The sequence below is a fragment of the Rhizobium sp. 'Codium 1' genome (assembly GCF_020889605.1).
Lineage (GTDB): Bacteria > Pseudomonadota > Alphaproteobacteria > Rhizobiales > Rhizobiaceae > Allorhizobium > Allorhizobium algae.
Genome location: NZ_JAJGPW010000007.1, coordinates 153,068 through 167,952 on the forward strand (window position 1 = coordinate 153,068; position 14,885 = coordinate 167,952).

A 14,885-nucleotide genomic window follows, 5' to 3' on the forward strand; every position below is an offset into this window, starting at 1 on the left:
GGAGAAGTGCATGTCCGGTGAAAGAAGCCGTTTCGTCGTTTCGGCGGATTGGGTCGAAAAGAACCTCGGAGCCCCCGGATTCAAACTCGTCGATGCCTCCTGGTATCTGCCCGCACAGGGGCGTAACGGCGCCGTCGAATATGCCTCCGGCCACATTCCGGGTGCCGTCTTCTTCGATCAGGACGTGATTGCCGATACCACGACCGGCCTTCCCCATTCCCTGCCCTCGCCGTCCTTCTTTGCTCAAGCCGTCGGCCAGCTCGGCATTTCGGCCGAAGACACGATCGTCGTCTATGACGGCCCCGGCTTCTTCTCGGCTCCGCGCGTCTGGTGGATGTTCCGTGTCATGGGTGCACGCCGCGTCTACGTGCTCGAAGGCGGCATTGACGGCTGGAAGGCGGAAGGGCGCAGGCTCGAGACTGACCTGCCCGAACCGGCACCGGTTACCTTCGAGGCGCATTTCGACCGCGCGAAGCTCACCTCCTTTGACCAGATGTCCGGGATTGCCGACGAGGGCGACAAACAGATCGCCGATGCCCGCCCCGCCGGTCGTTTCACGGGCGAGGAACCCGAACCCCGCGAGGGCATGCGCTCCGGCCATATGCCGGGAGCCCGCAGCGTGCCTGCAGCCTCGCTCTCCGAGAATGGCCGCCTCAAGGATCTCGCCACACTGCGCTCGATCTTCACCGATGCCGGTATCGACCTCAACAATCCTGTCGTCACGAGCTGCGGCTCGGGGATCACGGCTGCGGTCGTGACACTCGCGCTCGAAAGCCTCGGGCATACCGACAATTCGCTCTATGATGGCTCCTGGTCGGAATGGGGCTCGAAGACCGATACGCCTGTTGCAACCGGCAAGGCGGAGCCGCTTGGCTCGAAGACATCAGGCCCGCTGACGGCGCATGTGACGCAGCTCGAGATGACGGCACCGCCGAAGTCCAGCCTGCCGGTGCCGGTCAACATCCAGACGGCAATCATGCGCACGCATGAAATTCCGTTGTCCTTCTACCGCTTCCTGCATCGCCAGGTCGGCGCCCGCTGGCACTGGTACGAGCGGCTGCGCATGCCCGACGACCAGCTGAAGGCGATCATCCACCAGCCGAAGGTTTCGATCTCGGTTCTCTACGTGAATGGCGCCCCGGCCGGCTTCTACGAATTGTCGCAGGAAAACGACGATCTCGTCGAACTCTCCTATTTCGGCCTGTTCGAACACGCGCTCGGCCTTGGCATCGGCAAGTGGTTCCTGCTGCAATGTCTCTATGCGGCCTGGGCAACCGATCCGAAGAAGGTGACGGTCACCACCAACACGCTCGACCATCCCCGCGCGCTGCAGCTCTATCAGCAGTTCGGTTTCTCGCCGGTCGGGACTTATGACGCACTGGTCGATCCGATGACCGATCAGGAGCTGCTTGCGCTGATCAAGCGCGACGGGTGACGCCGTCGCTCATTCCTTCTTCTTCAGCTTCACGGTGCCGAGGTCGGCCTGCGTGGCGCTCTCGTCTTCGGCAAGGGCATCCCCGGTGGTCTCGTCCACCTCCTGGTTCTCGAACCAGTTGGCGATCAGACCGGCGTGGAAAGACGCCATTTCGTAGCAATAGGTGATCTCGCGATCGCCGGCATACCAGAAGGCGTTTTCGGTGCCACAGGTCTTGCCGGTGATCTTGATCCCGTCCTTCAGGGCGTAGCCATCTTCGAAAACCGTGGCGACGGCCTCCAGCGCACCGGCGCTCTTCAAGAGATCGGCAAAGCCCTGCAGGTCCTCATTGCCGGCCGGCTCATAGGTGACCTCGAATTTCGTCTTCGCGCCATCCTTCATGTTGGCGGCGAGCAGGCCCATCCAGCTGTCGCGGGCCTTCTGGTATTCGAGCACGCATTCTTCCCGTCGCTCTGCCGGAAATTCGAGCGAATCAGCAAATTCCTCGAAGAACTCGCCGTTCGCCCCGGTCATCATGCAGACGATTGCATAGGCCCGCTGCCGGTCGAGACCGTGGGTCCCCATGAAGTCGTCCTCCTGCGGACCGCCTTCATTCGCCTCGTCCAGCAGGAACCAGCCATCGGCGCTGTCCTGCATGGTGGTGTAGAGCTCCTCGTCCTCGGCGCCGAGCAGCAGCACGGAGGAGAGCGCGTCGACGGCATCCTCCTCGCGCCCGAGCACCGGCAGGCCAAGCTCCGAAACCAGCATGTGGCCCGCCTCGTGAAACAGGATGAAGATCGCGTTGTTGACGACGAATCTCTGGCCTTCCTGCACCTGTTCCTCGGTCAATTCGGCTGCCCGAAGATTCGAGGATGGCTGGAAGAGACATGCGGCAGACAGCGCCAGCACGGCCGCCGCGGCGGACTGATAGGAAATCATGGGAGCCCCTCACCCGAAATTGGATCACCGCACTATGTAGCGCAGAGGTTAAGCGAGAGAAAAACGCCATTTTTGACATGAACAATCTGCGCAGGATTCGGGTGGCGGCGCAGGTGCTGCCGGGGTGAGAATGCGGCCTTCACTCCATCCGAGAGGCTTTCATGACCGCTGTTTGCTTTGTTCCAATGTCCTCCACCGAGGCCGCTTCCTACCGGGCCGGGGCAGTCGACGCCTACGGTCTTGCGCCCGAACGCCGCATTTCGCCTGGAGGCTATCCCTGCCGGCATTGCCTCGCCGAGATCGCTGCCGGCGAAGCCTATCTGACGCTGGCCTATCGCCCCTTCCCCACGCTGCAGCCCTATGCCGAGACCGGACCGATCTTTCTGCATGCGGAGGCCTGTCCGCGCTACGAGGCGACGGAGGTTCTGCCGCCAGCGCTTGCGAGCCCCGACTACATCATGCGCGGATATGGCCCGGACGATCGCATCGTCTATGGCAGCGGCAGCGTGGTGCCGACCGAGGCGATCATGGTGCGGGCGGAGGCACTCTTCGACGATCCCGACATCGCCTATGTTCATGTCCGCTCGGCCCGCAACAACTGCTATCAATGTCGAATCGAGCGGCTCGCGCCGCCAGCCCAATCCGGAACATCCAGATGACACAGCACAGAAGCATGAACCCGACGGAATGGAGCCTCCTGCTGCTGCTCTCGGTGATCTGGGGCGGGTCCTTCTTCTTCACCGGGGTCGCCGTCAAGGAGCTTCCCCCCTTCACCATCGTTGCGGCGCGGGTCGGACTTGCCGCTCTGGCACTTCTCCTCGGTCTCAGGCTCGCCGGGATCTCGATGCCGCGTGCGCCGAAGATCTGGCTCGCCTTCTTCGGCATGGGTCTGCTGAACAACATGATCCCCTTCTCGCTGATCGTGTGGGGTCAGGGAACTATCGCCAGCGGGCTTGCCTCGATCCTCAATGCGACGACGCCCCTGTTCGGGGTCGTGGTCGCCCATCTGCTGACGCGCGACGAGAAGATGACCGGCGGGCGCCTCGCCGGAACGATCGTCGGCTTTGCCGGCGTGGCCCTGATGATCGGGCCGTCTGCCCTGTCCGGTATCGGCTCGCATTTCATGGCGGAACTTGCCATTCTCGGAGCCGCACTCTCCTACTCCTTTGCCGGGGTCTATGGCCGACGATTCAAGGCAATGGGCATCAACCCGATTGTCACCGCCACCGGTCAGATCTCCGCGTCTGCCATGCTGATGATTCCGCTCGCGCTCGTCATCGAACAGCCCTGGACCCTCGCGGCACCGGGACTGCCGACGATGGCTGCTCTCGTCGCGATCGCGCTGATCTCGACGGCGCTTGCCTATATTCTCTTCTTCCGCATCCTCGCCTCGGCGGGGGCGACCAACCTCATGCTGGTGACTTTCCTCATTCCGGTGAGCGCGATCCTTCTTGGCTGGCTCTTCCTGAACGAGGTACTCGCGCCGCAGCACTTCATCGGCATGGCGACGATCGTGGCCGGCCTCGTCCTGATCGACGGTCGACTGCCGCGGCGGCTGTTCGGTCCGCGAGGCCGCAATACGCTGTCGAACTGAATCTGGCATCACCCCCCAATAAGAATGGGCCGGCCGATGGGATGGCCGGCCCAGATGGCCGCGTTTACGCGAGACATGCGCGGACCTGACGTAACGTCAGGTAACCGGAGAGGCAGACCTTACGCGACGTTCAGCACGGCTTCCGGCGCATGGGCCGGATAACCCAGGGCTTCGGCTACCGGCTTGTTGGTAATGCGCCCCTTGTGCACGTTCAAACCATTGCGCAGGTGCCGATCCTCGGCAATGGCGCGCAAACCGCGATCGGCAAGCGCCAGGCCATGCACCAGGGTCGCATTGTTCAGCGCATGGGCAGAGGTAATCGGCACAGCACCCGGCATGTTGGCAACGCAGTAATGCACGATGCCGTCGACGACATAGGTCGGGTCGGAATGGGTCGTGGCATGGGATGTCTCGAAACAGCCGCCCTGGTCGATGGCGACATCCACGACGACAGAGCCCTTCTTCATGCCCGAGAGCATTTCGCGGGTGACCAGCTTCGGGGCAGCTGCTCCGGGAATGAGGACGGCGCCGATGACGAGGTCGGCCGAGAAGCATTCCTGCTCCAGTGCATCGATCGTCGAATAGACCGTGTGCACGCGGCCGCCGAAGATATCGTCGAGCTGGCGCAGGCGGGGCAGCGAACGGTCGAGAATGGTCACGTCGGCGCCGAGGCCCACCGCCATCTTGGCTGCATGCAGGCCAACGACGCCGCCACCGATGACGGTTACCTTGGCCGGCAGAACGCCCGGAACGCCGCCGAGCAGGATGCCGCGGCCGCCATAGGCCTTCTGCAGCGCCGTGGCACCGGCCTGGATCGCGAGACGCCCGGCGACCTCCGACATCGGAGCCAGCAGCGGCAGGCCGCCGCGTTCATCGGTCACGGTCTCGTAGGCAATGGCGGTCACGCCAGAGTCGAGCAGACCCTTGGTCTGATCCGGATCCGGCGCGAGATGGAGATAAGTGTAAAGGATCTGACCGTCACGCAGCTGCACCCATTCCGAGGGCTGCGGTTCCTTGACCTTGACGATCATGTCAGACTTTTCGAACACGTCCTTGGCCGAGGCTGCGATCTTCGCGCCAGCGGCGATGTAGGCGTGGTCATCGGCACCGATCCCGGCGCCCGCACCCGTTTCCATCAGGACCTCATGGCCATGCGCCACATATTCTCTGACGGCACCCGGGGTCAGGCCGACACGGTATTCATGGTTTTTGATTTCCTTCGGGCAACCGACACGCATGAAGCGTTCCTCTCTTTTATCTGCAGCCGAAGCCGCTTTGTTTCAGATGCTAAAATTCAACCATCGATCCCGTAAAATGTCCTTGCAAAATGAGGCATGGAGCGCGACAGAATTCGCAGCTTCTTGCGTGACGCATGCCAATAACGGGGAATTCTACGAATGGCGGAACTGGATGCCATCGATCGTGCCATTCTGAAGGCGCTTCAGGAGAATGGTCGGATGACCAATGCCGAACTCGCCGAGACGGTGGGCTTGTCGCCCTCCGCCTGCTCGCGGCGGCACGACATGCTGGAAAAGTCTGGCGTCATCAGCGGCTATCATGCGCGCCTGTCGCACAAGGCGATCGACTACAAGATGATGGTTATCGTGCATATCTCGCTGTCGGGCCAGTTCGCCAAGACACTGACCGAGTTCGAGGCGGCCGTGAGACGCTGTCCGAACGTGCTGGTCTGCTACCTGATGTCGGGGGAGTATGATTACATACTCAGAGTGGCCGCCAAGGATCTCGAAGACTACGAGCGCATCCACCGCGACTGGCTGTCCGCGCTGCCGCATGTGGTGAAGATCAATTCTAGCTTTGCGCTGCGCGAGGTCATCGAGCGTCCCAATGTGGGGCTTTGAGCAGGGGTCCTGAAAATCCTAATGATTCGATTTAGACCGTTCTCACGGATTGTACGTAAGCTCCCGCCATTCTTCTCATCAGGACGGCATCATGAGCAATAATCTCGGAATGGATGTTCGCAAATCTCCTCGCAGTCGCTGCAGGATCGACAGCAAGGTTCGTTACTTCAAGCAGGAAGCCGATGGACGCGTAGTCAACATCTCGCGCAATGGCCTGGCGCTTGAACTCTCGTCCAAGTTCCCGGCCGCCGCCGGGAGCCCCGTCATCATCGAGAACGCTGATATCGGCCTGCTCGAAGGTGTGGTTCGCTGGAACTATGGCGGGCGGATCGGCATCATGTTCAGGCCCAACAGCAATTCGATTGCCAAGGTCGCCGCCTATTTCCGCAACTTCCACCAGGAAGTCCGCCCGGTTCTCACGCGCTAAGGTCTGCCTCCACAGCGCAATTAACGGTAAACACCCGCAAATACAGGTCAAATACCCTAAATCTGCCAGGGTGACTGCTCGCATTCTAATGACCTCGGCCAGATGCCGTTAAGGCGCCTGACCGAGATTTCCTGCGTTTCTTCCAATCAGTTTTGATGGAGCGCAGTCAGATGCTTGCTGGCAAACTCAATCCGGACGGTCGTCGAAACCAACGCCTGCGCTGTCATATCAGAGGCACGCTGGAATTTATCGGCCAGAGGCTGGACGTGCGTATTCTCGACATTTCACATAGCGGCATGGCGCTGCAGCTCGAAGGGTGGATCGAGGCCAAGCGCGGCGCGATGGTCTGCGTGCGGTGTGCCGAACTCGGTCGGATCGACTGCACCGTGCGCTGGTACAGGGCAGGAAAGATGGGACTGGAATTCGATCAGTCCACCAATGCGGTCGCTCAGATCACGGCCTATTTCCGGAACTTCCATCAATCCCTGGGCCACACCTGACAGGTGGGCGCCCGTCATTCGGCCCCGGCAGCCTTCAATTCGAGATCGAACGGTTCGATTGCGCTGTTGCCCAGGATGTACAGGACGTCATTGAGATAGTTTCGGCTTTTGGTGACCTCCACCGAGATCGGGCGATCGCCTTCTTGCGCACTGGGCGGCGCCAAAGACTCCAGTGAAAACTTTGCGCTGTTGGAATCGGGGACGCCGGAGAGGATGGCCGAGGTTGCGGTATCGGGTACCGTCACGACAGTTGCCTTGTCGCCGCCAACCGTTTCGGACGACAACACGCTGCCGGACGAATCCTGGAATTCCACGCGGCATGCCGGGCAAGCTCCGGCAATCGCCTTCGTGTCGAAGATCAGCTGAGGTGCGGGGGCAGCCTCTGACGGGAGATCCTGAGCATGCCCCGTCGTGACCAGTATTTCGCCCAGGTAGTTCAAGAGCTCCGTTGGCTTTGGATCGATCTCCACGCTGACGGCCTTGACCTCGGTGTCTTTGACAACGTCCTTCACCGGGGCAATCGCACCGGCAGTCGAAAGCAGAAAGGCGGGCGCGCCAATGCCGAGCACGAATGCCTTGCTGATGTTCGGCTCATTACCGTAATGGGCCACGATCCCGCCGATGAGGCCCAACAGGACCAGGATGGCGATCGAACCGGCTATCGGTGCCAGGATCGAGAGCCAGGGCTCTTGCGCAAGTTTCTCAAACCAGTCCGCGATCTGCCCTCCCTGGGCACGAACCAGGATCCGCGCCAGTTCAGGCGACATTCCGCCGATTGCACCTGCAAAGAATGCCGTGTTGAGCCATGGCATGAGTCGATCCCCCATCGATGACAAGAGAACAATACCTCGCAGGCCCGGCAAAATCAATCATTGCGCTAATATTCAACCGCCATCTAGCATGGGTTGCATTGGATCCTTCCATGTCTCACCCCTGTCATTTTCCAGGTGCAAGCCTCTGGAAAGCGACTTAACCTCCTTCTCTTTCAGAACCAGTTCTTCGTGAGGCCCCCATGTCGTCCATCCTCGATCTCCACCCGATTTCCCGCCGCTCTTTCCTCAGCGGCATCGCCGCCTCGGCAGCCCTCGTCACGCTTCATCCGTTTGCCGCGCGCGCTTCCGCCAATCAGGCGCATCTGCGGCTGATGGAAACAACCGACATCCATGTCAACGTGATGCCTTACGACTATTACGCCGACAAGCCGAACGACACGATGGGACTGGCGCGCACCGCAAGCCTGATTGATTCCATCCGCGCGGAAGCCGGCAACTCCATGCTGATTGACAATGGCGACTTCCTGCAGGGCAATCCGATGGGCGATTACATGGCCTATCAGAAGGGCATGAAGCCTGGCGACCTGCATCCGGTGATCAAGGCGATGAACGTGCTGGGCTATGACTGTGGCACGCTCGGCAACCACGAATTCAACTATGGCCTGGACTTCATGTTCAACACGCTGGCCGGCGCGCAGTTTCCCTTTGTCTGCGCCAACCTGACCAAGGGCGAGCTCTCTGCCGATCCGAAGCAGGATGCGCTCTACTTCAAGCCTTACGTGATCATCGAGAAGCAGATCCGCGACGGCTCGGGCGCCACGAGCCCGATCAAGGTCGGCTTCATCGGCTTCGTGCCGCCGCAGATCATGCTGTGGGATGCGAAGAACCTCGAAGGCAGCGCGCAGACGCGCGACATCCTTCAGGCGGCACGCGCCTGGGTGCCGCAGATGCGTGAGGAAGGCGCCGACATCGTCATCGCGCTCTCCCATTCGGGCATCGATGGCCATGGCGAGAGCGAGGGCATGGAAAATGCCTCGCTCTATCTCGCCGGCGTCGAAGGCATCGATGCGATCTTCACCGGCCACCAGCATCTCGTTTTCCCCGGACCAAAGGATTTCGAGGAGGTGCCGGGGGCCGATGCGGTCAAGGGCACGCTACTGGGCAAGCCGGCCGTCATGGCGGGCTTCTGGGGCTCGCATATGGGCCTGATCGATCTGCTCTTGGAAAAGGACGGCGCGAGCTGGAAGATCGTCGACTTCACCTGCGAGGCGCGGCCGATCTACCACCGCGACGAGAACCGCAAGGTCGTCGCCGATACCAAGGACAAGCCCGAAGTGATCGCCTCGGTCGCGACCGAACATCAGGCAACGCTCGACTATGTCCGCACGCCGGTCGGCAAGACCTCCGCGCCACTTTATTCCTATTTCGCGCTGGTCGCAGACGATCCCTCGATCCAGATCGTCTCGATCGCCCAGTCCTGGTACATCAAGACCATGCTGAAGGACGGCCCGCACAAGGACCTTCCCGTCCTGTCGGCTGCCGCCCCGTTCAAGGCGGGCGGTCGCGGCGGTGCGGATTACTTCACCGACGTGCCGGCCGGCGACATCGCGATCAAGAATGTCGCCGATCTCTATCTCTATCCGAACACGATCCAGGCGGTCGCGATCACCGGTGAACAGGTGAAGAACTGGCTCGAAATGTCGGCCGGTATCTTCAACCAGATCGAGCCGGGAGCGCAGGATGCGCCTCTCATCAACCCGGACTTCCCATCCTACAATTACGATGTGATCGACGGCGTCACCTATCAGATCGACCTGACCAAACCCGCGCGCTATGACAAGGACGGCGTCGCCGTGCACCCGGAAACGAGCCGCATCGTCAACCTGCAGTTCGATGGCAAGCCCATCGATCCGGGCCAGACGTTTGCGGTCGCGACCAACAACTACCGCGCCGGAGGCGGTGGCAAGTTCCCCGAGATCGCTGCGGACAAGGTGATCTTCGTCGGACCGGACACCAACCGCGACATCATCGTCCGCTACATCGTCGAGCAGGGCACGATCAATCCCTCGGCCGATGGCAACTGGTCCTTCGCGCCAATCGGCGACACAACCGTCACCTTCGAAACGGGCCCCAGGGCGCGCGAGCATCTCGCCGGCTTCCAGGGCGCCAAGATCGAGGATGCCGGTGAAGCGGCTGATGGATTCGCGAAGTTCCGGCTGACGCTTTGACGGCCGAGCTTCGGCGCGTTGCGGATCAACGGGTTGGGAATCGATTCAAAGGCTTGAATCGATTCCTTAAACCGCTTCGGAAAGAAGGGACGACGGAAATTCTGCCGGGCAATTCGACAGGTGTTCCTCGAATGCGCGGATCAGCCAGAGGCCGGCAGGTCCCGGAGGATTGTCGGCCCTGCGGATGGCATGGAGGTTGTACGCCCCCTGCTCATAGGCCGGCAGGTCGAGATGCACGATCCGGCCTTGCGCCAGGTCCTCGTGGATGATCGAGACCGGCAGCCCGCCCCAGCCCAGGCCGCCGCGAATGAGCTGGTGCTTCGTCGCCATGTCGCTCACCCGCCAGGTCTTGAAGGAGAGGACATTGAAGTCTCGCCCCTGGGTCAGGTCCGAGGCATCGCTGACGACGATCTGCGTTTCCTCCCGCACGTCCCGCAGCGACAGCTTGACCTTGCGGGCCGCCAGCGGGTGGTCGGCTGCGGCGGCCGGCAACAGAAAGCTGTGGCCGATGCGGTCGGCAACCAGTGTATCGTCCTGATGAAGGGGCGCACCGCCGATGCCGATTGTCGCCCGACCACTCAGGACCAGTTCCACAAGCCGGCCGAGTTCCCCCACTTCAAGCCTGAGGGAGACGGAGGGAAACTCGGTCTGGAATTCCCGGAGCACCGCAAGCACCGCCGGCATCGGCACGAGCACGCTGATCGCGATCGACAGTTCGGCCTCCAGGCCCTGGCGCATGCTGCGTGCCTTGGCGCGCATCACCTGCAGGTCGCCAACGATCCGGCGCGCATCGGTCAGCATCGCCCTGCCCTCCTCGGTCAGCCTTGGCTGGCGCGTGCCGGTCCGTTCGAAGAGTGATACGCCGAGCTGGCTCTCCAGGTTTCCGATCGTGTAGCTCACCACGGATTGCGCCCGGTTGAGCAGGCGGGCGGCGGCCGAAAAGCTGCCGGCATCGGCCACTGCGAGAAAGACCTGAAGCTGGTCGAGGGTGGGGTTGGCATCCATGGCTTTCGAGCATCCATCCAATTGTTCGATAAGATCGATCTACATTATCACAGTTTCATCGATAGGTGCGCAGGATTACATGCATGGCAGGCCTGCTCCCAAGGGCCCTCCAACATCCGAGGAACTGCCATGTCGTCCATCCTTCTCGTCACTTCCAGCCCACGCGGCTCTGACTCCCTCTCGAACTCGATTGCATCCCAGCTCGCCGAGAAATTCGCAGCCCAGACCGGTGGCGCGCTGGTCCGCCGTGATCTTGTCGAGACCCAGCTCGACCATGTCGACGGCATCTTCACCGCCGCCATCCGCAAGCCGGCCGATGCCCGCACTGCCGAAGAAACCGAATCCGTTGTCATGTCCGACGCGCTCGTTGCCGAACTCCTGGCCGCAGACACGATCGTCATCGGCACCGGCCTGATCAATTTCAACATCTATTCGTCGCTGAAGAGCTGGATCGACCACGTCGCTCGTGCCGGCCTCACCTTCACTTATACCGAAAACGGTCCGGTCGGCCTTGCCAAGGGCAAGAAGGCCTATCTGGTGCTGGCCGCTGGCGGCGTCTATTCCTCCGGTCCCGGTGCGCCGATGAACCACGCGGTGCCTTACCTCAAGACGGTCCTCGGCTTTCTCGGCATTGATCTTGTCGAAACTGTCTATGTCGAAGGCTTGGCCTACGGCCCGGAAGCAGCCGAAAAGGCCGTCGCGGCCGCACAGGCCAAGGTCGTGGAACTGGCCCAGGCCGCCTGATCCTTAGCTCTCCTGTTTCCAGAACCTACGAGCGCGGCAAACCGGCCGTACTCGCCTTTGCAAACGGCAAGCACCTTCAGTTGCCGTTTGCCGCCAGGGCAAGCGCTGTCTCGTTCCCCGCATGGGGCGGGCGCTTGTCCCGATGGACTGTGCGCCGCGCGATCCGCCTCAGCTCGATGGCGACCGTCTCACTGATTTCACGAGCGATGGCGACCACCGGCTGCGGTCGACCGAGCAGATAGCCCTGCAGCTCGTCGCAACCGGCAGCACTCAGGTAGCTAGCCTGTTCCACGGTTTCCACCCCCTCCGCCACGACACGCATGCCAAGTCCGTTGCCGAGCTCGATGATGGTGCGCACGATGGCGTTCGCGGTCTCCTGCTCGCCCAGGGCCGAAACAAAGCTGCGATCAATCTTGATGACGTCGAACGGGTACCGGCTCAGATAGCTCAGCGACGAATAGCCCGTGCCGAAATCGTCGAGCGCGATCTTGACCCCCAGCGTCTTCAGATGGCCGAGGATGAGACGCGCCCTCTGGTCGTCGTCGATCAAGACGCTTTCGGTAATCTCCAGCTCGAGCTTCTGCGGCGCGACGGCGGTCTCCTGCAGAATTGCCTCGATGCCGGCCAGAAAATCCGGGTGCCGGAACTGGACCGGTGAGACATTGACGCTCAAATGGACATGCGGCGGCAGGTCGACCGCCAGCCGGCAGGCTTCGCGCAGTACCCATTCTCCAAGACCGATGATCTTGCCGGAGACTTCCGCCACGGGAATGAAATCACCAGGCTGCACCATGCCGCGCTCCGGGTGGTTCCAGCGCAGCAAGGCCTCGTAGCCGATGATCGCGCCGTCTCGGGCCGAGACGCGCGGCTGGAGATAGAGCTCGAATTCGCCGCGCTCCAGCCCCCGCTCGATATCGGCCTCCAGGGCGCGCCGCTTCTCAATCAATTCGTCCATGCCCTTGCGATAGGCGCGAAACGTGTTCCGCCCCGATTTCTTGGCATGATAGAGCGCAACGTCGGCGCGGCCGATCAATTCGTCCAGCTCGGTTGCATGTTCGGGAAACAGCGCGCCGCCGATGCTGATGCCGCACTTGATGCGTTCGCCCTGCCCCGTATCGAAAGGCTGCCGAAAGGCATCGATCAGCCGGCGGCTCATATCCTCGAGCTGTGCCTCGAAATGGCAATTGCCGAGAATGACTGCGAATTCGTCGCCACCCAGCCGCGCAGCCATGTCCGCTGATCCCAGAGCCGCCGACAGCCGCCGGGCGGTCTCGCGGATGACCTCGTCGCCGGCCGGATGACCGTAGAGATCGTTGACATCCTTGAAGTGGTCGAGATCGACGAGCAGGACACCACAACCCCAATCACGATTGGGGCGGTCGACCTGGGCTGACAGCGTCTCGGTAAAGAGTGCGCGGTTGGCCAGGCCTGTCAACGGATCATGCTCCGCGAGATGGCGCATGCGTCCTTCGACGGCCTTGCGCTCCCTGAGATCGACGAGACAACCGATGCGAATGTGGCGACCGCGATATTCGATGTTGCGGCCTCTCGCCTCGATCGGAATTCGTTGTCCGTCCGGCCGCACGATGTGGAGCTCACGGGAGACATTCGGCGCCGGGTTCGGATCGTCCAGCAGCATGCGCCGCCCTTCCGCGTCCACCAGATCGAGGATGGACGATCCCACGAGCGTCTTCAGATCTCGGCCCGTCAGCAGCTCGAGCTGCTCGTTGCCGTCGATGATCGTGCCGTTTTCATACATGACGATCGCCTCGAACGTGGCGTTGGCGAGCGCCGACACCCGCTCGGATTCCTCCTGGTCGCGCACCTGCCCCTCGAGTTCCTGGCGGCTGCGCTCCTGCTGCTGGATATTGTCCATCAGGCCGTTGAACAGCCGGGCGAGCTTTTCCGCCTCGTCACCCGGGTCGACTGTCAACCGGTCACCGAGATCGGCGCTCCCCGAAACCAGTTTCGCCAGCGCATCCTCCACATGGCCGACACCGAGGCGCGTGCCGTGTTCGGCAACGTTGAGACCGACATCCTCGACCTCGGCAGAGACACGGATCGGGACCAGCTTGTCGAGGGTCCAGAAAAAGGCGTAGCCGAGGCCGAAGGCCCAGTAGAAATTGAGAGCCGAGCCGAAGATCTGGATATAGAGCTGGTCGAAACGCCCACCGGCTGGAAGACGGTCGACGGGAGCGAGAAGGGCAAGCGCCAGCGTGCCTGCCACGCCGGCAAAGGCATGCACGCCGACGGCGCCGACCGCGTCGTCGACCTTCAGCTTTTCCTCGACAAACTGGTTGCCGAAGACGGCGATGATCGAGCCTAGGGCACCGACCAGAAGCGCTCCGCCGGGGTCGAGCACATGGCAGCCGGCCGTCACAGCCACCAGCGCGCCGAGCATGCCGCACAGCGCCTTTTCCGGCAGAACGACCCCGTCCTGCCTGGCGCCGATGACGTACCCGACGCAGGTGCCCATGCCACCTGCAAGCACCGTGTTGAGAATGATCGGAGCGACATCGGCACTGGCCGCGAGCGTCGAGCCGCCATTGAATCCGATCCAGCCGAAAAACAGGATCAGCCCGCCGGTCGTCGCCAGTACCGGGTTATGGCCGGCGATCCGGACCGGCCGGCCCTCGGCATCGAAGCGGCCCTGTCTGGGGCCGATTACCAGGCAGGCCGCGAGCGCGACCCAGCCGCCTGTGGCATGAACGACCGTCGAGCCGGCGAAATCGACAAAACCGAGATTGGCGAGAAAGGCGCCGGAGTTCGGGCCGACTGCCGTTCCCCAGGCCCAGTGGACGAAGACCGGGTAGATGAGGGTCGACAGCACGATCGAACCGAGAACATAGGCCGACAGTGTCATGCGCTCGGCAATTGCCCCGGAAACGATGGTCGCGGCCGTGCCGCAGAACATCACCTGGAAGACAAAGAAGCCTGCGAGCCAGCTGTCGAGGTCCTGGAGCAGGAAATAGTCCAGGTCGAAGCCGACTGGCAGCGTGCCGGAGGTACCAAAGGCCAACATGAAGCCAATCGCGGCGAAACCGATCACGCCGAAAACGAAATCCAGCAGGTTCTTCTGGGCCACGTTGATCGAGTTCTTGGAGCGAACCATGCCGGCTTCCAGGAGCAGGAAACCGATTTGCATCATCATCACCATACCGGCCGCGGCCATCAGCCAGGCAAGGTCGGCGGACGCCTTCGCCGTCTGGGCGGCCGCAGTCCCGTCGGCGGCGACAAGCGTCCCCGCCATCCCGAGGAGGATGCCAGATGCGATCAGACCAATGCGGGGCGAAAAGGCAGACAGAAACGCAATAATCACATGAAAACCCGAGCAATTTCCCGGGCCCAGTGTTGCGCTGCAGCATTAATTTTCAGTGACTGCGAAGAAAGATTTCTTCGCAT

The 14,885-nt window shown here is 62.0% G+C and carries 13 protein-coding genes; 8 read left to right on the plus strand and 5 right to left on the minus strand.

The annotated features are described in order from the left end of the window. The first annotated feature begins 10 nt into the window (after positions 1-10). Positions 11-1,435 carry a 3-mercaptopyruvate sulfurtransferase gene (sseA, locus tag LJE98_RS16985; RefSeq protein ID WP_229576398.1) on the plus strand — a complete coding sequence of 475 codons (1,425 nt, stop codon included), beginning with the start codon at positions 11-13 and terminating at the stop codon, positions 1,433-1,435. A gap of 9 nt (positions 1,436-1,444) precedes the next feature. On the opposite strand, the gene LJE98_RS16990 is transcribed toward sseA, so the two are convergent. Further along, complete coding sequence (locus tag LJE98_RS16990) at positions 1,445-2,353, minus strand: DUF4344 domain-containing metallopeptidase (RefSeq protein WP_229576399.1); 909 nt, start codon at positions 2,351-2,353, stop codon at positions 1,445-1,447. A gap of 161 nt (positions 2,354-2,514) precedes the next feature. Here LJE98_RS16990 and LJE98_RS16995 point away from each other — a divergent pair, with 161 nt between their 5' ends. After that, positions 2,515-3,012 carry a DUF1203 domain-containing protein gene (locus LJE98_RS16995; protein ID WP_229576400.1) on the plus strand — a complete coding sequence of 166 codons (498 nt, stop codon included), beginning with the start codon at positions 2,515-2,517 and terminating at the stop codon, positions 3,010-3,012. Further along, entirely contained in the window at positions 3,009-3,947 is a 939-nt protein-coding gene (locus tag LJE98_RS17000; RefSeq protein ID WP_229576401.1) for a DMT family transporter, read from the plus strand. The genes LJE98_RS16995 and LJE98_RS17000 overlap by 4 nt, the downstream gene beginning before the upstream one ends. Positions 3,948-4,066: 119 nt before the next feature. Here the strand turns inward: LJE98_RS17000 and ald are convergent, their stop codons facing one another. Next, entirely contained in the window at positions 4,067-5,185 is a 1,119-nt protein-coding gene (gene ald / locus LJE98_RS17005) for an alanine dehydrogenase (RefSeq protein WP_229576402.1), read from the minus strand. Positions 5,186-5,344: 159 nt separating this feature from the next. Between ald and LJE98_RS17010 the strand changes: the two genes are divergently transcribed. The 3 genes from LJE98_RS17010 (at position 5,345) to LJE98_RS17020 (ending at position 6,733) form a co-directional block, all read left to right on the plus strand. Beyond that, positions 5,345-5,806: an Lrp/AsnC family transcriptional regulator gene (locus tag LJE98_RS17010; RefSeq protein WP_229576403.1), complete on the plus strand. Its 462-nt coding sequence runs from the start codon at positions 5,345-5,347 to the stop codon at positions 5,804-5,806. Positions 5,807-5,897: 91 nt separating this feature from the next. Beyond that, complete coding sequence (locus tag LJE98_RS17015) at positions 5,898-6,233, plus strand: PilZ domain-containing protein (protein ID WP_229576404.1); 336 nt, start codon at positions 5,898-5,900, stop codon at positions 6,231-6,233. A 170-nt stretch (positions 6,234-6,403) separates the two neighbouring features. Next, positions 6,404-6,733, plus strand: coding sequence for a PilZ domain-containing protein (locus LJE98_RS17020; protein WP_229576405.1), 330 nt, complete (start codon positions 6,404-6,406; stop codon positions 6,731-6,733). Between the two features lie 14 nt (positions 6,734-6,747). On the opposite strand, the gene LJE98_RS17025 is transcribed toward LJE98_RS17020, so the two are convergent. Next, a complete protein-coding gene (locus LJE98_RS17025) occupies positions 6,748-7,545 on the minus strand; it encodes a hypothetical protein (RefSeq protein WP_229576406.1) in 798 nt (265 codons plus the stop codon). Positions 7,546-7,745: 200 nt separating this feature from the next. Between LJE98_RS17025 and LJE98_RS17030 the strand changes: the two genes are divergently transcribed. Next, entirely contained in the window at positions 7,746-9,734 is a 1,989-nt protein-coding gene (locus LJE98_RS17030; protein WP_229576407.1) for a bifunctional 2',3'-cyclic-nucleotide 2'-phosphodiesterase/3'-nucleotidase, read from the plus strand. 66 nt (positions 9,735-9,800) lie between these two features. Here the strand turns inward: LJE98_RS17030 and LJE98_RS17035 are convergent, their stop codons facing one another. Beyond that, positions 9,801-10,739 (minus strand): LysR family transcriptional regulator, encoded by a 939-nt coding sequence (locus LJE98_RS17035; protein ID WP_229576408.1) that lies wholly within the window; start codon positions 10,737-10,739, stop codon positions 9,801-9,803. Between the two features lie 129 nt (positions 10,740-10,868). Here LJE98_RS17035 and LJE98_RS17040 point away from each other — a divergent pair, with 129 nt between their 5' ends. After that, positions 10,869-11,483, plus strand: coding sequence for an FMN-dependent NADH-azoreductase (locus LJE98_RS17040; RefSeq protein ID WP_229576409.1), 615 nt, complete (start codon positions 10,869-10,871; stop codon positions 11,481-11,483). Between the two features lie 76 nt (positions 11,484-11,559). On the opposite strand, the gene amt is transcribed toward LJE98_RS17040, so the two are convergent. Next, positions 11,560-14,802: an ammonium transporter gene (gene amt, locus LJE98_RS17045; protein ID WP_229576410.1), complete on the minus strand. Its 3,243-nt coding sequence runs from the start codon at positions 14,800-14,802 to the stop codon at positions 11,560-11,562. Between the last annotated feature and the right edge of the window lie 83 nt (positions 14,803-14,885).